The organism is Streptomyces sp. PA03-1a (genome assembly GCF_033792805.1).
Taxonomy (GTDB): Bacteria; Actinomycetota; Actinomycetes; order Streptomycetales; family Streptomycetaceae; genus Actinacidiphila.
Genome location: NZ_JARAVO010000085.1, coordinates 16,033 through 35,502, shown reverse-complemented (window position 1 = coordinate 35,502; position 19,470 = coordinate 16,033). Strand labels below are relative to the sequence as shown.

At 73.0% G+C, this 19,470-nt stretch carries 19 protein-coding genes and 1 pseudogene; 5 read left to right on the top strand and 15 right to left on the bottom strand.

All coding sequences use genetic code 11. The annotated features are described in order from the left end of the window. Positions 1-6: 6 nt before the first annotated feature. Positions 7-117: a LuxR C-terminal-related transcriptional regulator gene (locus PV341_RS20475; protein WP_500358639.1), complete on the top strand. Its 111-nt coding sequence runs from the start codon at positions 7-9 to the stop codon at positions 115-117. A gap of 91 nt (positions 118-208) precedes the next feature. Here the strand turns inward: PV341_RS20475 and PV341_RS20470 are convergent, their stop codons facing one another. The 3 genes from PV341_RS20470 to PV341_RS20460 form a co-directional block, all read right to left on the bottom strand. Continuing rightward, the gene (locus PV341_RS20470) at positions 209-2,056 is read right to left on the bottom strand and encodes a glycoside hydrolase family 15 protein (RefSeq protein WP_500358638.1); all 1,848 of its coding nucleotides are present in this window, start codon (positions 2,054-2,056) and stop codon (positions 209-211) included. 85 nt (positions 2,057-2,141) lie between these two features. Then, complete coding sequence (locus PV341_RS20465; protein WP_500358637.1) at positions 2,142-2,741, bottom strand: ATP-dependent DNA ligase; 600 nt, start codon at positions 2,739-2,741, stop codon at positions 2,142-2,144. Between the two features lie 188 nt (positions 2,742-2,929). Continuing rightward, the gene (locus PV341_RS20460) at positions 2,930-3,286 is read right to left on the bottom strand and encodes a DUF805 domain-containing protein (RefSeq protein WP_500324903.1); all 357 of its coding nucleotides are present in this window, start codon (positions 3,284-3,286) and stop codon (positions 2,930-2,932) included. Between the two features lie 277 nt (positions 3,287-3,563). Here PV341_RS20460 and PV341_RS20455 point away from each other — a divergent pair, with 277 nt between their 5' ends. After that, positions 3,564-3,959: a DUF2267 domain-containing protein gene (locus tag PV341_RS20455; RefSeq protein WP_500324901.1), complete on the top strand. Its 396-nt coding sequence runs from the start codon at positions 3,564-3,566 to the stop codon at positions 3,957-3,959. Positions 3,960-3,977: 18 nt separating this feature from the next. Here the strand turns inward: PV341_RS20455 and PV341_RS20450 are convergent, their stop codons facing one another. The 7 genes from PV341_RS20450 to PV341_RS20420 form a co-directional block, all read right to left on the bottom strand. Further along, positions 3,978-4,715, bottom strand: coding sequence for a hypothetical protein (locus PV341_RS20450; protein WP_500324899.1), 738 nt, complete (start codon positions 4,713-4,715; stop codon positions 3,978-3,980). Between the two features lie 86 nt (positions 4,716-4,801). Beyond that, positions 4,802-5,173, bottom strand: coding sequence for a hypothetical protein (locus PV341_RS20445; RefSeq protein WP_500324897.1), 372 nt, complete (start codon positions 5,171-5,173; stop codon positions 4,802-4,804). Positions 5,174-5,352: 179 nt separating this feature from the next. After that, positions 5,353-6,051 (bottom strand): DedA family protein, encoded by a 699-nt coding sequence (locus PV341_RS20440; RefSeq protein WP_500324896.1) that lies wholly within the window; start codon positions 6,049-6,051, stop codon positions 5,353-5,355. A 5-nt stretch (positions 6,052-6,056) separates the two neighbouring features. Then, positions 6,057-6,590 carry a hypothetical protein gene (locus PV341_RS20435; RefSeq protein WP_500324894.1) on the bottom strand — a complete coding sequence of 178 codons (534 nt, stop codon included), beginning with the start codon at positions 6,588-6,590 and terminating at the stop codon, positions 6,057-6,059. A 134-nt stretch (positions 6,591-6,724) separates the two neighbouring features. Continuing rightward, positions 6,725-7,426 carry a TetR/AcrR family transcriptional regulator gene (locus PV341_RS20430; RefSeq protein ID WP_500324892.1) on the bottom strand — a complete coding sequence of 234 codons (702 nt, stop codon included), beginning with the start codon at positions 7,424-7,426 and terminating at the stop codon, positions 6,725-6,727. An 80-nt stretch (positions 7,427-7,506) separates the two neighbouring features. Next, on the bottom strand, positions 7,507-9,804 hold the full coding sequence (locus tag PV341_RS20425) for an LLM class flavin-dependent oxidoreductase (protein ID WP_500358636.1): 2,298 nt from the start codon (positions 9,802-9,804) through the stop codon (positions 7,507-7,509). A gap of 208 nt (positions 9,805-10,012) precedes the next feature. After that, the gene (locus tag PV341_RS20420) at positions 10,013-10,582 is read right to left on the bottom strand and encodes a MarR family winged helix-turn-helix transcriptional regulator (RefSeq protein ID WP_500358635.1); all 570 of its coding nucleotides are present in this window, start codon (positions 10,580-10,582) and stop codon (positions 10,013-10,015) included. Positions 10,583-10,741: 159 nt separating this feature from the next. Between PV341_RS20420 and PV341_RS20415 the strand changes: the two genes are divergently transcribed. After that, positions 10,742-12,172: an MFS transporter gene (locus PV341_RS20415; RefSeq protein WP_500358634.1), complete on the top strand. Its 1,431-nt coding sequence runs from the start codon at positions 10,742-10,744 to the stop codon at positions 12,170-12,172. Positions 12,173-12,191: 19 nt separating this feature from the next. On the opposite strand, the gene PV341_RS20410 is transcribed toward PV341_RS20415, so the two are convergent. Both PV341_RS20410 and PV341_RS20405 read right to left on the bottom strand, forming a co-directional pair. After that, entirely contained in the window at positions 12,192-13,004 is an 813-nt protein-coding gene (locus tag PV341_RS20410) for a thiamine pyrophosphate-dependent enzyme (RefSeq protein ID WP_500324884.1), read from the bottom strand. 494 nt (positions 13,005-13,498) lie between these two features. Next, positions 13,499-13,849 (bottom strand): annotated as a pseudogene (locus tag PV341_RS20405) (thiamine pyrophosphate-binding protein); the annotation flags it as partial. 599 nt (positions 13,850-14,448) lie between these two features. Between PV341_RS20405 and PV341_RS20400 the strand changes: the two are divergent. Then, complete coding sequence (locus PV341_RS20400; RefSeq protein ID WP_500324882.1) at positions 14,449-15,315, top strand: phosphatase PAP2 family protein; 867 nt, start codon at positions 14,449-14,451, stop codon at positions 15,313-15,315. Here PV341_RS20400 and PV341_RS20395 read toward each other — a convergent pair. From PV341_RS20395 to lplAB, 3 genes are all read right to left on the bottom strand, one after another. Continuing rightward, positions 15,260-15,994 (bottom strand): CE1759 family FMN reductase, encoded by a 735-nt coding sequence (locus tag PV341_RS20395; protein ID WP_500324881.1) that lies wholly within the window; start codon positions 15,992-15,994, stop codon positions 15,260-15,262. The two genes, PV341_RS20400 and PV341_RS20395, sit on opposite strands and share 56 nt — an antisense overlap. Before the next feature lie 3 nt (positions 15,995-15,997). After that, positions 15,998-17,185: a CE1758 family FMN-dependent luciferase-like monooxygenase gene (locus PV341_RS20390; RefSeq protein WP_500358632.1), complete on the bottom strand. Its 1,188-nt coding sequence runs from the start codon at positions 17,183-17,185 to the stop codon at positions 15,998-16,000. A 137-nt stretch (positions 17,186-17,322) separates the two neighbouring features. Continuing rightward, positions 17,323-18,387 carry a lipoate-protein ligase LplAB gene (gene lplAB / locus PV341_RS20385; RefSeq protein ID WP_500324877.1) on the bottom strand — a complete coding sequence of 355 codons (1,065 nt, stop codon included), beginning with the start codon at positions 18,385-18,387 and terminating at the stop codon, positions 17,323-17,325. Between the two features lie 160 nt (positions 18,388-18,547). Here lplAB and PV341_RS20380 point away from each other — a divergent pair, with 160 nt between their 5' ends. Beyond that, on the top strand, positions 18,548-19,456 hold the full coding sequence (locus PV341_RS20380; protein ID WP_500324875.1) for a Sco1979 family transcriptional regulator: 909 nt from the start codon (positions 18,548-18,550) through the stop codon (positions 19,454-19,456). Positions 19,457-19,470: the final 14 nt, after the last annotated feature.

Sequence of the window (19,470 nt, the reverse complement as noted above, 5' to 3'; positions counted from 1 at the left end):
CGCCACATGGGACTGTCCAAGCACACCGTCGACGCCTACCTCCGCCGCATCCGCGCCAAGCTCGGCATCTACAGCACCGCCGAACTCACCCGCACCGCCGTCGCCCTCGGACTGTGACCCCGTCCGCACGGTAGGTGACCGCACCCGGGGCGGCGGGCGCGGTGCCACCGCGGAGACACCGACCCGGCGACCACCCCGGCACCACGGATCACGACGTCGCACCCACCTCCACGCGCGCGGCACGCCGCGCACGAGCCAGGTTCACCCCGCTGGCGATGATCCCGATGTGGCTGAACGCCTGCGGGTGGTTGCCCGCGAACTCCCCCGTCGTGGGGTCGATCTGCTCCGACATCAGCCCGAGCGGGCTCGCCCGGCCGCACAGCGAGGCGTACAGCTCCTCGGCCTCCTCGATCCTGCCCTGGCCGGTCAGGTTGTCGACGAGCCAGAAGCTGCACAGGACGAAGGCCCCCTCGTCACCGGGGAGGCCGTCCGGCGACTCGTCGTGGAGGTAGCGGTGGAGCAGTCCGCCGCCGGCCGAGAGGCGGTCCGCGATCGCCGTGGCGGTGGCGACCATCCGCGGATGGCTCACGGGGACGACCTGCCGCAGCGGGAGCGCGAGCAGGCTGGCGTCGAGTCCACCGCCGCCGTCCAGGTACCGGCCGAGGGTGTGCACGTCCCCGTCCCACGCGCGCTCGAGGATCAGCCGGCTCAGTGCGTCCGCGGAGGCCCGCCACGCCGCGGTCCGACCGGGCAGGCCGAGCCGCTCGCCGATCGATGCCGCCCGGTCGAGGGCCACCTGGCACATCCCGGCGGAGTAGGTGAACACCCGGCCTTCGCTGCGCACCTCCCAGATGCCCTGGTCGGGTTCCCGCCAGGCCCGGTCGGCGGTCTCCGCGAGCCGGCACAGGCCGCTCCACAGCGCGGGCTGGAGGGCGCCGCCGGCGAGCAGCCACTGGTCCGCGCAGTCCAGCACCTCGCCGTAGACGTCGTGCTGACGCTGGTCGGCGGCTCCGTTGCCCCACCGTACGGGGGCCGAGCGCCGGTAGCCCTCCAGCCCGGGGTCCTCGGCCTCACCGGGCACCGGGCAGCCGTCGACGTCGTACATGATGCGGGGCCGCCGGCTGTGCTCGAACGCGTCCAGGACCCAGCCGAGGAACGCGTCCGCCTCGCCGCGGAAGCCGATCCGGCGCATGGCGAACACGGTGAAGGCGGCGTCGCGGATCCAGGTGTAGCGGTAGTCCCAGTTGCGGATCCCGCCGACGGGCGCGGGCAGGGAGGACGTGGGCGCCGCGACGAGGGAGCCGTTCGTCCAGTCGTCACAGAGCTTCAGGGTGATCGCGGACCGGCGGACCAGGGGTTCCTCGGGGCCGTCGTAGCCGAAGTCGGTCATCCAGCGCCGCCAGGCGTCGGCGGTGCCTGCCACCATCGCCTCGGCGTCGAACCGGTGGTGCCGGTGGAAGCGGCCCCAGGACAGCACCAGGTCGAGGCGCTCGCCCTGCCGCAGGTCATGGGCGCTGTGCAGGGACTCCAGCGGCCGGCTGGAGCGCAGGTGCAGCCGCAGGTCCGGCCGGCGCGGCACGCGGACCTCCAGTCCGCTGAACAGCGCCTGGGCCTGCGCACCGCCGCGCGGTTCGACGTCGACGCGCAGGCGTACGCGGCCGTCGAGGACGACGGCCGAGCGGACGAGTTCGCCGCGGTCGGCGGGGGCGTCGTCGGTGAGGTCGGCGCCGGAGCGCAGCACCAGCGCGTCGGTGACGCGCACCGTGCCGGTGGGGCAGCGCAGTTCGGTGACGAGGACGCCGGTGTCGGGCTCGTAGCGCTGGCGGGCCTCGCGCAGTTCCTCCGGCGCCACGGTGAAGTGCCCGCCGCGGGCGGGGTCGAGCAGGCCGCAGAACAGGGGTGCGGCGTCGAACCGGGGCAGGCACAGCCACGGGAGGGAGCCGTCGAGGCCGACGAGGGCCGCCGTCCTGCCGTCACCGATGAGGCCGAAGTCCTCGAGCGGCAGGTAGCCGTCGTGCCTGCGCACCTGCCGGAACGGCGGATCCAGTTCGAGCATGCCGCCTCGCTTCCACGCGACTCCGACCGACGCGGGTTGCCGCGGGCCGCCAAGTCGGCCTGGCGGTAGGAGGATCCGCCGGGGGTCAGGAGTCGTCGGCGTGGAGGTTCTTGACCTTGATCCAGTCACGGCTGCGGCGACCCGGAAGGTACGTACTGGTCAACCGCTTCGCCACCACACCGTCGTACCCCTCCTGACGGATGTAGTGCAACGCCTCACTCGCCATCGCCGGCCAGTACGGCGGCACCACCACATGCGGCCCGGACACCCCCAGATCATCCAGCAACGCCCGCCGCGCCGTGTACGGCGAATGCAACACCGGCTCCCCCAAGTGCAGGATGTCGTACACCACCAACTGCACCGGCATCGCCTCGGCCGCCTCCGCCACCGCCGCCGGATGCCGCAGACTCATCCGCCGCTGCAACCGCTCCACCGACACCCCGCCGTGCTTCCCCAACGCCACGATCTCCCCGTCCAGCACCCCCACCAGACCCGGCGGCAACGACCCCGGCAACCCCCACAACTCCGGATACCCCGCCGTCACGTCCTGCCCGATCCCCGACACCAACCGCACCTCACCGTCCCCCGGCAGGTACACCAGCACCCGGGCACCGTTGAACAACGGCTCGAAACCGTACTCCGCCTCCGCCCCCGGCCCCGGCAACGGCCCCGCCACCGCCAGCATCGGCGACCACCCGGGCAACTCCGCCCGAGGCACAGAATCCGCAGGAACGCGCGTACTCATATACACCAGCATCCCCCCACACCCCCCGACCGGCGAATTCAGACACCGCACGGCCCGGACGGCACGCGGCCCCTTCCGGCCGGCCCGGCCGGAAGGGGCCCCGCACCACGCGGAGATCAGGCGGGAGATCAGGCGGGCGCGCTGCCGAACTTCGGGTTCGCGCCGTACTGGTTCTCGGAGGGCTGGCCCTCGGTGCAGAAGAACACCAGCAGGACGATCGCGCCGACGACCGGGACGAGGGCGATCAGGATCCACCACCCGGACCGCCCGGTGTCGTGCAGGCGGCGGACGGCGACGCCGAGCCCGGGCAGCAGCACCGCGAGCGCGTAGATCGACTGGAGGAAGTTGAAGTCGATCGCGCGCCCGACGAGGACGAGCACGATGCTGATCACCACGTTGAACAGCGCGAACATCCAGTACTCGGTGCGGCGCGCGCGGCCGCCGAAGACGGCGTACTTCCTGAGCACGTCCACGTACCAGTGCATGCGGAACCCCCCAAGCCGACGAACGGATGCCCGTCCGGAGCGGCCAGGCAGGCGGAATGTACGGTTTTGTAGTGCACAGGTCAAGACATACGGCGGAAAAAGGCCCTGATCCGTTTCACGGCCTTCGGGCCGTACCGTCCTCATGGCGGTCCGGCAGTCATACACCGCGGTTTCCGGGGTAGACGCGGGCGGAACGGCCGGACCCACCGGCCGGTACGCCCACCGCGGAGGTCCTCCGATGTCCCCCGAGCCCCAACCGGGTCGGCCCACGGCGTCCATGACGTTCGACCACATGCTGGAGCGGGTGCGGTACGACGGCGTCTACCCCACCCGGGAGCGGGCCGAGGAGGCCGTGCGGGCAGTGCTCGCCGCCCTGGGCCGCCGGCTCATCGGCGACGAACGCGTCGCCCTGGCCGCGTGCCTGCCGGTCGAGGCGGCACTGGTCTTCACCGCAGAGATCCCGGAGATCCTGCCCATCGCCTGCAGCGCCTTCGTCGAGGACCTGGCCGCCCGCACCGGCGGCAGCACCGCCACGGCACGCTGGGACAGCTGCACCGTGCTCGCCGTGGTCGCCCGTCTTGCCGGACGCGACCTGACCACGCGGGTCCTCCACCAGCTGCCGTGCGACTACGCCCCGCTGTTCGGCCGCGACGACCTCGTCAGCGCCGCCTGAGACGGCCGCCGGGAGCGGCTAGAGGTGCCGCATCCACAGGTTGGACTCGGCGTAGACGCCCTGGTCCCGCTCGCGGTCGATCTCCACGAGGTCGAGGGCTCCCGGGACGACGTAACCGCCGGTCCGCGGGAAGGCCATGCCGGCCCACGACTCCCACTCGGCCACGGTGCCGGGGATCACCATGGAGCGCGGCGCGGGCGCGAGGACCCTCGCCCCGAGCCGTTGGTGGGTGCGGATCCAGGGGTCCAGGTGCAGCCCGTCCGGGCGCGCCCAGCCGGCGAAGTCCTCCATCGCCGCCAGCGGGTAGCGCGCCTTGAGGGTCGGCCGCACCGGTGCGATCACCCGCCGCAGTCCGGCGTCCACGGCGCGGTCGCGCAGCGCGGTCAGCACCGTGCCGGCCAGTCCGCCCCCGAGGCGGTCCGGACGCACGGTCGCGACCATGATGCAGAGGGTGTCGGGCACGACGGAGGCCTCGTGCCCGGTCACCGCGGCGGCCATCGCGCCGTCGTAGCCTTCCGGCAGCGTGCCGACGTCCCCGTCCCAGCGCAACGCCACACCCGCGCCGCCGGCCACCACCTCCCCGCCGTCCAGCAGCAGCACGTCGAACCGCGGGAAGTACGCCAGCGCCCGGCGCCGGTACACGGCCGAGGACGGCGCGTGCAGGATGAACTCCGGCCACCCGCCCCAGAGCGCGTCCTTCGCCTGCTCACGGAGGTCGGGGCGCTCACCGGATGTCACGATCTCTGTCTCGGGCACCCGGGGATCCTAGAGGGATCACGGTGCGTGCGGTATCCCGTCCCCTGGCACCGGTCTCCCCTGCGGGGAGTCCGCCGGGGGCCGCCTCACGCGGGAAGGTAACTCGGCCACCACGGCGGGACGTTGTCCGTGCACCAGGGGCTCGGGTAGGAGTCCGGCATGCCGAGCCACGTCACCAGGAACCACGTGAACCAGACGGTGAAGGCAAGACCCGCGACCAGTGCCGCCCGTCGGTGGCGTCGTCCCAGGGTGCCGTGCAGGACGACGACCCATGGGATCGCCGCCGCGACCCATATGAGGGGCGCGAGGAAGAGCAGCGTCAACGAGTTCGCGCCCGCGTTGACGCCGACGTCGCACGCGGCCCATGCCCTGCCGATGCCGACGACGGAAACCACCGAGGTCAGCGCGCCGTAGAGGATGCCGAACCCGATCCCCCTGGACCAGGGGCTCGGAGGCACCCGGGTTCCCGATTCCGCCGTCATCAGCCCCCCCGTTGCCGCGCGGAGGCGCAGCCTACCAACCGGCCTCGCGCCGGGGGCCCTGGCCGGACCGTGAGCCCGACCGAACCCACGTGGCGGGCAGCGGTCTCCCGCACGATGCCCGTCGCACCCCCGGGACAGCCCGTGAAAGCGGTCGCTCACGACTCCCGTGCGGAGGTGTACGTGTCCGCGGGGTCCTGCTCCGGCGTCCGCGGGGCGCGCCCGCCGGACGCCACGATCCTCGACGCGGCCCGTGCGCTCCCGCGCCGGTGCCGGGCGAGGAGCCGGGTGGCGACCAGCGCGGCCGCACCCGCGGCGACGAGCACGGGGATCGCGACCAGACCGGCCCGGTGCAGCAGTTCCGTGGCGGCCGCGCCGGCGAAGTAGCCGAGCAGCACGTTGCCGACGCCCCAGACCAGCGACGCGGCGCTGCTGTAGGCGAAGAAGCGGCGGAAGGGCATGCCGGACGCCCCCGCGACGAACGGCAGGAAGGTACGGACGAAACCGACGAACCGGCCGGTGAACACCGCCGCCCCGCCGTGGCGCAGCAGGAAGTGCTGGGCGCGTCCGATCCGGCTGTCGGGCCGTATCCGGTGCAGCCACGTGCCCGGGTGCCGCTCGCAGTGCCGGCCCAGTGCGAAGCCGAGGCTGTCACCGGCCATGCCGCCGGTGACCACGGCGGCGGCGAGGAGCAGGGGGTCCAGGTCCCCCCGGCCCGCGATGGCGGCCGCCAGGAGGATGACGGTCTCCCCGGGGAGCAGCAGGCCGACGAACGCGCTGGTCTCCCCCGCCGTCACGGCGAACACGACGACGTACGACCACCAACCGGCCGCCTCGATCAGGCCGTCCAGGTGCATGGCCGTCAGCCCGCCTGCCGCAGCGGCGCCGCTTCGGGTGCGCGTCGCGCCCCCCGCCGGTACGGCACGTGGCGTGCGGTGAACCAGGCGAGCACCGGCACGCCCGCGGCCAGCAGGGCGCCCGCCACCGGGTCGTCGGCGGTCGCCACCGCCGCCGCGACCGAGGACAGGGCGATCGCCGCCACGGCGATCCGCGCCCAGACGGCCGGGACGGTGGCGACGACCGCGAGCGCCGTCAGCAGGTACCAGCCCGCTCCCGCGCCGGGCAGCGCGAAGTAGTCCGCCAGGTAGTCGCGGGCGGGGGACGCCTCGCGCACCGGCACGCGTCCCATGGACGCGGAGAGGGCGAGCCCGGCCGCGCTCGACAGCAGCAGCGCGACGGCGACGCGGACGTAGACCGCGGGTTGCCGGTGGGACAGCCAGAGCAAGGTCACCGCCATCAGCGGCCAGGGGGCCACGGCGTGGATCCGGTCGAGCACGTGCGCCGCGTCCTGCCCCAGTGCCGTCCAGCCATCTCTCGCGGATGGGGATGGGTTCACGGCGGCCTCCTGATCAGCCGGGTCCGCGTCGCCACGGCGGCGCGTCGACTTCGTCTTCCGATCAGGTAACCGGACTTGGCCCTCCACTTATTTCCGCCGTGACGCACCTAACACCGCACGGGCCCGACGGTAGGTCAGCCGAGGCCGCGGCCCTCGCGGCCCGGCGCCCGCAGGCCCTTGGCCTCCGCGTTCCCCAGCAGCGCGCGCTGGGTCTGCATCGGGGTCGGCGCGGCCGGCAACGGACCGGTGTGGACCGGCCTGCACGCCTCCAGCAGGAACGCCACCAGGCGCCGCCACGCGTGGGGGGCGGCGCCCCGGGTCACCTCGATGACGCCCGCGTTCGCCATGAGGAACAGGAGGACGTCCTCCGGAACGACGTCCTCGCGCAGGGCTCCGGCCTCCTGTGCCCGGCGCACGAGTTCGCCCACGGCGCGGTTCTGGCGCTCACAGGAGCCGGCGGCCACCCGCGAGTTGGGAAGCCTGAGGACGAGCAGGTCGCTGATGCCGCGGTCGGCCGCCATGGCCCCGCACAGCCGCTCGACGAAGGTGGTGAAGCCGGTCCACGGGTCCTCGCAGAGCAGCGCCTCCTCGGCGATGGCTCCCACCTGCGTCAGCTCTTCCTCGAAAGCGGCCTCGACCAGCTCCTCGCGTGTCGGGAAGCGCCGGTAGAGCGTGCCGGCGCCGACCCCGGCGCGCTCGGCGACCTCGTCCAACGGGGCGTCCAGACCCCGCTCTTCGAAGATCTGACGCGCGGCCGCCACGATCCGCTGCCGGTTGCGCACGGCGTCCGCGCGCAGTCCCCGTTCTGCGGATCGGGGGCTCTCGGTCGCTGCCATACGCCCAGCCTACCAACCGGAGAACCTGCTCCGGATGGCGTCGTACGCCCCGCAGCGGCCCGGACGACGCGGTCGTGGGCCTACCGCCCGGCCGCGTCGTCGTCGGAGGACGTGGCGGGCGGGATGGGGAAGTTGCGGTTGAAGACGTTCCCCGGGTCCCACTCGGCCTTGGTCCGGCGCAGCCGCGTGAGGGCCGGCTCGGGGAAGGCGTCCTGGAGGCGGGCCGGGTCGGTGTCCGTCTCGAAGCTCAGGTACGTCCCGTCCAAGTGCGGGTACAGGCGGGCCCACTGGGCGTTCATGCGCGGGACGAGATCCGGCGCGGTGGCGGCGAGCACGGAGAACTCCTGGGTGCGGTGCGACCAGGCCGTCGCGTCGACGGGGACGTCGTGCACGGCACCGCCCATCGAGCGGAACTGCATGATGAGGAGGTCGCCGGACCTCATCATCGCCTCGACGGTCTCCGCCGCCTCGCGGGTCATGTGCGCGAGCAGTCCGCTGCGTGTGTCCTCCAGGCCCTGCCCGCGGTGCCGGTTCCCGGGCGGCGCCACGATCGCGTGGTACGGGGCGAGTTGGGCCTGCTGGTCGAGGACCGGCCCGGTGCCCAGGAACGGGGTGAGGGCCTGCTGCGCCTCCTCGACGTCGTCCCCCGCGTACACCAGGGTGATCCGCGCGGTCACCGGCGCGCCGCGCCGTCCTGGGAAGAGCGACAGGAAGCTGCTGATCTCCCGCGGGGCGGCCTCCACCAGGCGCCCCCATTCCATCAGGAAGTCCGCGGTGTCGGTCGCGTCGACGACGAGCGTGGCGTAGGCGACGTCCTCGACCTCGTAGGCCTCCAGCTCGAAGGCCGTGACGACGCCGAAGTTGCCGCCCGCGCCGCGTATCGCCCAGAAGAGGTCGGGGTGATGCCCGGCGTCGACGCGGAGCTTGCGGCCGTCGGCGACGACGATCTCGGCCGCGGTGACGTGGTCGATGGTGAGCCCGTACTTGCGGGCCAGGTAGCCGATGCCGCCCGCCGTGGCGAGCCCGCCGACGCCGACGTCGCCGTAGTCGCCGGAGCTCATGGCCAGTCCGTACGGGGCGAGGGCGCGCGCGACGTCCCCCCATCGCGCGCCGGGCCCGATGCGGACGCGGCCGGTGGACCGGTCGAGGACCTCGACCGCGTTCATCGCGGAGAGGTCGATGACGACCCCGCCGTCGTTCGTCGAACGGCCGCTGATGCCGTGGCCGCCGCTGCGAACCGCGACGGCGACTTCCTGGCCGCGCGCGTAGGCGAGGGCCGCCACCACGTCGTCGGCGCTCTCCGCGCGGACGACCAGGGCGGGCGAACCGGTGCGGGTGTAGGTGTGGCGCACGTCCTCGTAGCCGCGGTCGCCGGGTTCGACGACCTTGCCGGCCAGAGACTCCGGGACGGCGTCGTAGTCGAGCGTGTCGTGCCGCGCGGCGAGGGCGACCGCCGGGCGCCGCGGGGCGGTGCCCGTGCCCGCGGCGGCCCGTTCGCGTGCGACGGCCTCGCGCAGGGCGGGCGCCACCTCCTCGCCGAAGGTGCGGATCACGTGCGGGTCGTCCCGGCCGATGAAGAAGCCGGAGAAGCCGTGCTCCAGGACGAGCGGGAGGAGTTCCTCGACCCACTGCGCCGGAGGGCCCTGGAGGTGGCCGCGCCGCACCGGGGAGAAGTCCACCCGGAAGACGTTGAGCAGGCGCCGGATCTCCCCGGGGTCGCGGCCGGCCGCGAGCGCGGCCTCGTCGATCGTCTTGTTGGCCTCCGCCATCCCCGGGGTCCGCAGGTACTCCAGGGTGGGCAGCCATCCGTCGGCCTTGCGGCCCGTCAGGCGCAGCATCCGCGGCTTGTAGGCGCCGAGCCAGACGCCGATGCCGTGGGCGGGGCGCGGGCCGCGCTTCATCCCGGGGACGGTGTGGTGCCGGCCCTGGAAGCGCAGGGGGCCGGGAGCGTCGCCGTCCCACACACCGCGGATGACGTCGAGGGCCTCCTCGAGCGCCTCGGTCCCCTGGCCCGGCGTCAGGCGCCGGCCGCCCATGCCGTGCACGGCGTCGGGGAAGGCGCCCGCACCGAGGCCGAGTTCGAACCGCCCTCCGGACAGGAGGTCCAGGCTCGCCGCCGTACGGGCGAGCATCGCGGGCGGGCGCAGGGGCAGGTTCGTGACGTTCGCCGAGACGCGCAGCCGGCTCGTCCGCGCCGCGACCCAGGTCATGAGCGTGTAGGTGTCCAGGAAGTCCGGATTGTAGGGGTGGTCCTGGAACGTCGCCACGTCCAGGCCCGACGCCTCGGTGAGTTCGGCCAGGGCCACGGCCTGCGCGGGGTCGTGGGCGGTCGGGGTGATGAACGTGCCGAGCAGGAGCTCGTGACCGTGGTCGGGCATGACCTCGTCCCTCTTAGTGTGCTGCCGGACAGCTTATCTGTCTCGCAAATAATATATATTGCAGCACATCTGTGAGCACACGTATTCCTCGGCTCTCCCGGGGCGAGGGTGGAGGGGAAGGACGGCGGTACGCGAAGCCGCCGCCGTCCGAACGGACGACGGCGGCAAAAGCATTAGGGCGGGGGCGCCACCACGGCACCCCTGACGGTCAGTTCGCGGGACGCCGCCGTCCGCGGCGCGGTGCGCGCGGCGACTCCTCGGCGATGCCGAACTCGACGACCACCTGGCAGGGGTCGACCACCGGGGCGCGCCCGGTCACATGACGGGCGAGGGTGCACAGCATGCCGTGGAACGCCTCCCGCGACTCCTCCGGCAGCACGCCGAGCAGGTGCTGCTCGACCAGGCCGACCCGGGCGCGCAACTCCTCCCAGCGTTCGGCGCCGTGCTCGGTGGCGAACACGTGCCGGCTCCTGCGGTCGGCGGGGTCGGGCCTGCGCTCCACCAGACCTGCCTCCTCCAGGTCGTCCAGGAGGTAGGTCATGACCGTCCGGTCGACCCCGAGGCGTTCGGCGAGGGACTTCTGGCTGCCCGCCTCGCCCGAGACGGCGGCCGCGAGCACGAAGTAGCCGCGGGGCCCGCCGGGGATGTCACCGACAGCGGCGTCGACCGCCTTCGCGTAGGCGCGGAAGACCGCGCCGATGGCGAAGCCGAAGTCGCCGTCCAGTCCGGACGGTCCGCTCTCCGGGGCCTCCGCACCGAGGCCGCGCTGTGAAGTCACGAGGACACCCTAATTCACCTCGGTGCGCATATCGTCTGCTTGACAGATCATCTTGTCTACATAAGATCTGGTTGGCATCTTTCTCCGGGACCCGAGTGCCGTCCGGCCTCCCGGGCGCCGGGACCGGCGGAACCCGCACCCGTTCGCAGAGAAGGCCCCATGCCACCCCTCGTTCCCCCGCGTCCCGCGCGCCCGCGCGCCGTCCTGGCCGTCGTCCTGCTGGGCGTCTTCGCGTTCGCCCTGCTCCAGTCGCTGATCAACCCGGTGCTTCCCCGGTTGCAGGAGGAACTGCGCACCACACAGACGCTCATCACCTGGGTCGTCACCGCCTTCCTCCTGTCGGCGTCCGTCTTCACACCCGTCGTCGGACGCCTCGGCGACCGGTACGGCAAGGACCGGATGCTCGTCGTGGCACTCGCCGCGCTCTCCGCGGGCTCGCTGCTCTCGGCCGTCGCCACGGACATCACCGTGATGATCGCCGGACGGGCCGTCCAGGGCATCGGCGGCAGCGTCCTGCCGCTCGCCTTCGGGATCATCCGCGACGAGTTGCCACGGGAGCGGATCCCCGGCGCGATCGGTCTCGCGTCGGCACTGACCGCGGTGGGCGGCGGCAGCGGCGTCGTCCTGGCCGGACCGCTCGACGACGCCCTGGGCATCCGGGCGTTGTTCTGGGCCCCGATGGTCCTCACCGCCCTCGCCGCGGTGGCGGCACGGCTCGTGGTGCCGCCCTCGCCGTCCCGGAACGACGGGTCCGTCAGCTGGGGGTCCGCCCTGCTCCTGGCCGGCTGGCTGCTCGCGCTGCTCGTGCCGCTGACCCAGGCCTCGGCGTGGGGGTGGTCGTCGGGCAGGGTGACCGGCCCCCTGGTCGCGGCCGTCGCGCTCGGCGCGGCCTGGGTCGTGACGGAGAGCCGTTCCGCGAGCCCGCTGGTCGACATGCGTATGCTGCGCGTCCCCGCGGTGTGGACCACCAATCTGGTCTCGCTGCTGCTGGGCACGGGCGTCTTCGCCGTGCTCGGCTTCATGCCCGCCTTCCTGCAGAGCCCCCCGGAGAGCGGCTACGGCTTCGGGGCGAGCGTCTCCCGCGCCGGGCTGCTCCTGCTGCCGATGACGGTGGCGATGTCCGTCTCCGGTCCGGTGTCGGTGCGGCTGACACGGCGGCTCGGCGCGCGCACGGTGCTCACCGCTGCGGCCGTGCTCGACGTGGTCGCGCTGGCCGGGCTCGCCTTCCGGCACGACCGCACGTGGCAGGTGGTGGTCGCGATGGTGCTGCTCGGCACCGCCTTCGGGGGAGCCGTCGCCACGATGTCGAACGTCGTCGTCGCCGCTGTCCGCCCCGAGCAGACGGGAGTGGCGGGCGGTGTCAACGCCAACCTCCGCACCATCGGCGGCGCCCTGGGTGCCGCGCTCATGGGCGGGATCGTCGGCGCCCGCGTCGGCGAAGGCGGACTGCCCGCCGAGTCCGGGTACACGTACGGCTTCGGCGCGCTCGCTCTCGCCGGACTGGGGGCGGTCCTCGCCGCATGGCTGGTGCCCCGTCGGAGCGCGGCCGGGCACACGCCCGCGAAGGAGGCGGTCGTCGCCCGCTCCTGACGGGACGCCGGCGGCCCCCTCAGCGCTGGTGGACCTCGACGAGCCGGGGGACCTGGGCGGTCGGCCCCTGGTGCACGAAGTCCGTCAGGTCCTGGAGGTCCTCCGCGCGGTGCGCCTCCAGGCCGTAGCCACGGGCGAGGTCCAGGACACCGATGCCGGCGATGTCCAGGTAGTCGCCCTCCGGGACGTGGAGGAGCCGGGAGAACTCCTCCAGTGCCCCGTACCTGCGGTTGTTGCAGACCACGAAGGTGACCGGCACCCGGTAGCGGGCGGCGGTCCACAGGACGGAGGTGGTGTACTGCATGGCCCCGTCGCCGATCAGGGCGACGACGGGCCGCTCGGGACGGCCGAGCCGCAGCCCGATGGCGGCGGGCAGGCCCCAGCCCAGGCCGCCGGCGGCAGGGTAGAACAGCGACGTGGGCCGGGTGATGGTGAGCCGGTCGCGCGCCATGTCCGCGGACGTCCACTCGAGGGCGAACACGGTGTCGTCGCTCTTGCCGCGCTCGATCGCGTCGAGGATCGCCTCGGCGGTGAAGGCCGGCCCGGAGGTGTCCGCCGCCGCGACGGTGCGCTCGGGGGGCCAGGGCCGGTCGCCCGGTGCGGCCGCCTCGGCCAGACGCACCAGCGCGTCGGACGGGTCGCCCACGGCGAGGCGGCCGAAGGGGGCGCGGGCCGCTTCGTCCGGGTCGTCGGTGACCCCGTACACGCTGATGCCCGGCGGAAGGAAGTCGCTGCCGCTGGGGGCGTGGTACCGGAAGACGGGCGCCCCGAAGCAGAGGACGACGTCGTGGCCGGAGAGCACCTCCGCGACCGCGCCGACGGCGGACGGCAACTGGCCCTGGTAGCAGCCGTGTCGCGTGGGGAACGGCGCCCGCGGCGGGCTGGGGGCCACCCACACGGGCAGCCGGGCCCGTTCGGCCAGCGCGACCGCCGCGGGGAAGCCGGACTCGGTGTCGGCCCCCGGGCGAGGACGAGCACCGGCGACCCGGCGCGGTCCAGCACGCCGGCCAGCGCGTCCAGCACGCGCGGCGCCACCACGGGACTGCCCTCGACCCCGCGGTCCATGAGCTGGGCCAGGTCACCTTCCTCGGCGGGCTCGTTCCAGTCGTCCAGCGGTACGGACAGGTAGACCACGCCGCGCGGCGCGGAGCCGGCGAGCATCAGGCCCTTGGAGACCAGTGCCGGGCCGTCCTGCGGCCGCGGCGGTTCGCCGGACCACTTGACCAGCGGGTCGCAGAGCTTGGTCGGGCCGACGTTGGTGAGCATCGCACCCACGGGGACGTAGCGCCGGGGCTGCTGGCCGGCCATGACGACCATCGGGGTGTGGCAGCTCGCCGTGTTGGTCATGCAGCCCATCGCGTTGCCGGTGCCCGAGGCGGCGTGCAGGTTGAGGAAGCCGGTCGTGTCCGATGCCTGGGCGAAGCCGTCGGCCATCGCGATCGCGGCGCCCTCCTGGAGGGCCAGGTAGTAGGGGATGTCCTCGGGCAGTCCGGTGAGGAACGAGAGCTCGTTGGACCCGGGATTGCCGAAGACCGCCTTCACCCCGTGATGGCGCAGGATTCGGTAGAAGGCATCACTGACGGTGACCACGGCCGTCCCCTTACGCAAGGTGATGGACCCTGTCCCATGACCGTAGAAGTGCCGCAGGGAATCGGCAAATCGGCACGCCACCGCCATCGCCGGGCGCCGCTCACGAGCGACCCGCCGGAAGCGGGGCCGGTGCTGAATTCCGCCTGCACGGGCGGGAATTCATCGCCGCGGAAAGGCCTGTCGCAGGTATGCCCGGCATTCCTCACCGCACATCCCCGGACGGTGCACGGAAGCCGCCGCCACCCCATATGCTTGCAGCGTCAAGTAGATACCGGTCGCCGTTCCCTGTCAACTCCACGCCGGGTACCTGGCGCATGAGCAGCGGTGACACCTCTCATCGGACGCATGGTCAGTTCACTTGACCCTCAAGGAAGAAGCGCCCGGCCTCCCGTGATCCCCCATGCCGCGACATGGCCGGCGCATCACGACGACTTCCTGTGATCTTCCCCACCGCGACCCTCCGGAATATGGGAAACGAAACTCCCAGTTGTTGCGATGCGTTCGAGCACAACTGAACCGGAGGCAGAAATGAACGGCCCACTCCCCTCGTCGGACGGCAGTGGCAGAAACCCCGACGGCAGCCGGATCGTCGTCCCGCTGTGGCGGGCCCCGCTCGCGGGACCCGGCGTCCGCGCGGAGTCGCACCCGGGCACCCAGAGTGACCGGCAGGGCTTCCGGACCCCGCGATGAGCGTCATCGCCCCCTACGCGCACCGCGCCCGCCACCTGGCGTACGACGCCGTCTCCTGCCGTGCGGCCCATGACGGGCCCCCGGCCGCCACCGCGTCCCGGCTGGTCCCGCGGAGCGCGGTCGTCGTGGCCGCCGTCATCGGCTACTTCGGCGTCCGGGGCCTGACCGACGGTTCGCAGGGCACGGCCCTGCACAACGCCGCCCGGGTCCAGGCCACCGAGCGGTTCCTGCACCTGGACTGGGAGTCCCCGCTGCAGGACCTGGTCGTCGACGACCGCACCGTCACGCGGGTCCTCAACTGGATCTACATCTTCGGCCACTGGCCGGTCATCGCGCTCACCCTGCTGTGGCTGCTCTCCCGGCACCCGGAGGTGTACACCCGGGCGGCCGGCGCGATGCTGATCTCGGGCGCGGCCGGGCTCGTCGTCTTCGCCGCGTTCCCCGTGGCCCCGCCGCGACTGGCGGCGACGGGCATGACGGACACCGTCACGCAGCAGTCCCATGCCTACCGGGTCCTGCAGCCGCCCGCCTTCACCGACCAGTACGCGGCGATGCCGAGCCTGCACGTCGGCTGGAACCTCCTCATGACGCTGGCGGTCCTCGCCGCCACCCGGAAGGTCTGGTTCCGCGTCCTCGCCGTCGCGCTCACCGTGTCGATGGACGCCACCGTCGTCCTGACCGCCAACCACTACGTCCTGGACGCCCTCGCGGGCGCCGCCCTGGCCCACGTCGGCTGGTACGCCGCCGGACACCTCGGGTCCCGGCCCCGGCCGCCCCGGCTCCGGAGCGGCGGGATCGCCTCGGCGGTCAGCCGGCGGGGCCTTCCTTCCGCAACGGGGCTCCACCGGCGGCCAGGCGCATGAGGGGGGTGTCGAAGTCGACGTCGGCGGCGGTGCGTTCGGCACGCGTGGCGTTGCCGCCGAAGCGGTGCTGGTAGCCGGACCAGGCCCGGTCCGCGATCGTGTCGGCGACCCCGCTGGCCATCAGCGCCGCGAGCTCGACCGCCGCCCGGCCGATGCGGTCCCCCAGCGCCGACGCGCCCCAGTCCTCGGGGGCGGCGAAGACCGACGTCGGGACGGAGAGGGCGCGCAGGTAGGCGAACATGGGGCGGACCTGGTCCTCGACCACCAGCGCATGACGCGCGCTGCCGGCCGTCGCGGCGAGCACGACGGGCCTGGCGACGAACAGGTCGCCGTCCAGGACGTCGAAGAACGACTTGAACAGGCCGCTCACCCCGGCGGTGTAGACCGGGGTGGAGGTGATCACGCCGTCCGCGGCGGCCAGTTCGCCGATCGCCGCCTGCAGGTCCTCACCGGGATGCCCGGAGACGATCGCCCGGGCGATGTCGACGGCGAGCGGGCCGAGTCCGATCGACCGGGTCGTGGCCGTACGCCCCTGCTCACGCAGCGCGGCGACGGCCCGGTGGGCGATGCGGCCGGCCAGCAGCCGCGACGAGGAGGGATCGCCGACCCCCGCGTCGAGGACGACGAGGCTGAGCGGGCGGGTGGCGGACGCGTCGGCGGCCGGGGTTCCGGTGCTCATGGCTCAGCCTGCCAGGGGCCGGTGCGCGGCGACCGACGGATCGCTGTCCTGGTACGGCGAGGCGCCGGTGACGTTGTCCCCGCGGTTGGGGTTCGGCCGCGGCTGCCGCGGCTCGGCGTCGCCGTACTTCGCCCGCACCAGGCTCGCGTGCGTGGGCGCGTCCGGCACGCCCGGGGCGCGCAGCGAGCCCATCTCCTTGCGGAGCACCGGCACCACCTCGGTCGCCAGCAGTTCCATCTGCTCCAGGACGACCTCGACGGGCTGCCCCATGCCGTCCACGTTCCACAACTGGCGCTGGTAGTCGCCGAAGCGCTCCCGGAAGTCCATCGTCTTGTCGATGACCTCCTGCGGACTGCCCACCGACAGCGGGGTGAGCTTGCGGTACTCGTCCAGCGAGTGCCCGCGGAACAGCGGGTGGCCCTCGAAGTACGGGCGGAACGCCGCGACCGCGTCCTGCGAGCGCCGGGCGATGTGGGCCTGGCCGCCGAGGCCGACGATCGCCTGCTCCGGAGCGCCGTGCCCGTGGTGCGCGAACCGCTGGCGGTAGAAGGCGACGAGCCGTTCGAAGTGCCCGTACGGCGCGAGGACGTTGTTGGCGAAGAAGCCGTTGCCGTAGTACGCGGCCTGTTCGGCGATCTCGGGCGTGCGGATGGAGCCGTGCCACACGAAGGGCGGCACGTCGTCCAGGGGGCGCGGGGTGGAGGTGAAGCCCTGCAGGGCGGAGCGGAAGTTGCCCTCCCAGTCGACCACGTCCTTCCGCCACAAGCGGTGCAGCAGGTTGTAGTTCTCCAGCGCGAGTTCGACACCCCGGTGGATGTCCTGCCCGAACCAGGGGTAGACCGGCGCCGTGTTGCCGCGTCCGAGGACGAGGTCGACCCGGCCCTTGGCGACGTGCTGCAGCATCGCGTACTCCTCCGCGATGCGCACCGGGTCGTTCGTCGTGATCAGTGTGACGGAGGTGCTCAGCGTGATCCGCCCGGTGAGCGCCGCGATGTGCCCCAGGATCGTGGTGGGCGAGGAGGGGATGAACGGCGGGTTGTGGTGCTCGCCGATGGCGAAGACGTCCAGGCCGAGCTCGTCCGCGCGCCGGGCGATGCGCACGATGGCGTCGATGCGCTCCGCCTCGCTCGGCGTGCGTCCGGTGACCGGGTCCCGGGTGACGTCGCCGACTCCGAAGATGCCGAATTGCATGGTGGTTCGTCTTTCTGGTGCGCGGACGGACGCCCGGGGGGTTCCGGGGTCCGCGCCGGCAGGCCCGCACCCCACGTCTTTGACTCGTCAAGCATACATATGCTTGACGAGTCAAAGACGTGGGTCGGGCGCGTGCGTCACGGCACGCGAGCGGTCCATTCCGCGGTGCCGAACTTCGCGGCGACGAGTTCCTCCGCGCGTGCGAGCTCCTCGGCGCTGATGCTCCCGTCCGTGAGGCCGTAGCGGGCACGGAAGGAGTCGATCATCCGGTCGATGACGGCCTCGCGCGGCAGCCCGGTCTGGCGGCGCAGCGGGTCGACGCGCTTCTGTGCGCTGCGGGTGCCCTTGTCGGACATCTTCTCCCGTCCGATGCGCAGCACCTGGAGCATCTTGTCGGCGTCGATGTCGTAGGACATCGTCACGTGGTGGAGGACGGCACCCGCGCCCCCGTCGGGGGCGACCACGCGCTTCTGCGCGGCGCCGGCGATCTTGCCGGCCTCGGTGGCGATGTCGTTCAGCGGCTGGTACCAGGCCTTGATGCCCATGTCCCCCAGGGCGTCGAGCACCCAGTCGTCGAGGTAGGCGTAGGAGTCGGCGAACGAGAGCCCCGACACCAGGGAGGCGGGCACCGACAGGGAGTACGTGATGGTGTTCCCGGGCTCCACGAACATCGCGCCGCCGCCCGAGATCCGCCGCACGACGGTCAGGCCGTGGCGCTCGGCGTTCCCCGCGTCGACCTCGTTGGCGAGGGACTGGAAACTGCCGATGACGACCGCGGGACCGCCCCACTCCCACACGCGCAGGGTCGGCGGCCGGCGGCCGGCCGCGACCTGCGCGGTGACGACCTCGTCGAGGGCCATGTGCAGGGCCGGGGACTGCGGTCCCTCGTGGATCAACTGCCAGTCGTAGTCCGTCCAGTCCGTGGCCTGGGCGAGGGCCCGCCGTACGGCGACGGCGACCCCCTCCGCGGTCAGGCCGTACATGACCGTCCCCTCGGGCAGGGCAGCCTCGATCCGGGCCGCGAGGCCGGCGGCGTCGGTGTCGGCGGGAGCGCCCTCGAGCGCCCGGTCGATGGCGGTGATCGCCTCGTCCGGTTCGAGGAAGAAGTCGCCTGCGACGCGAACATTGCGGAGCATCCCGTCGTGGTCGTCGAGGTCCACGACCACGAGCTTCCCACCGGGCACCTTGTACTCACCGTGCATGCTGACGACAACCGTCCCGGCCGCCCCTTTACTCCCGGCGGGTGCGCCGGGCACGCGCGCGGTGGGCACCGGGCACGCCGCCGCGATGCGGATGTGCCTGTACTGACGGGCCCGGCGATGGAACACTGAATCCGCAACCAGTCGTCCAGGGGGATCCGACATGACTGCCGCCCGGCCGGGCCACGCGCCCGCCACCGGTTCGCCGCTCGCCGCGCAGCGCGGCGGGCCGACGGTGCTCCGCATCGTCCTGGGCACGCAGCTGCGCAGGCTGCGCGAGTCCCGGCAGATCAGCCGCGAGGCGGCCGGCGAGGCGATCCGCGCGTCGCACGCGAAGATCAGCCGCCTTGAGCTGGGCCGGGTGGGGTTCAAGGAGCGCGACGTCGCCGACCTCCTCACCCTGTACGGCGTGACCGACGCGCAGGAGCGCGCCGACCTGCTGGGGCTCGCCCTGCGGGCCAACACCCCCGGCTGGTGGCACCAGTACGCCGACGTCCTGCCGAGCTGGTTCGAGACGCACATCGGCCTCGAGGAGGCCGCCCACACCATCCGCACCTACGAGGTGCAGTTCGTCCCCGGCCTGCTGCAGACCGAGGCGTACGCCCGGGCCGTCACCAGGCTCGGCCACCCCCGCGCGACCGAGCGGGAGATCAGCCGCCGTGTCGACCTGCGGATGACCCGTCAGGACCTGCTCGCCAAGGCGGACGCGCCGCAGCTGTGGGTCGTGCTCGACGAGGCCTGCCTCCACCGCCCGCTCGGCGGCGTCGAGGTGATGCGCGGTCAGCTGGAGCACCTGATGAAGGTCGCCGCGCTCCCCAACGTGACGCTGCAGATCGCCCCGTTCGACATCGGCGGTCTGGCCGCCGCCGGCGGCCCCGTCACCATCCTGCGCTTCTCGGAGCCGGACCTGCCCGACATCGTCTACCTGGAGCAGCTGACGAGCGCGCTCTACCTGGACAAGCAGGACGACGTGGAGCACTACCTGACCGTCATGGACCGGCTCGCCGCCGAGTCGCAGCCGCCCCGCAACACCGGCCGGATCCTGACCCGCCTCATCGACCGCATGGGCTGAGCACCACCGCCGGG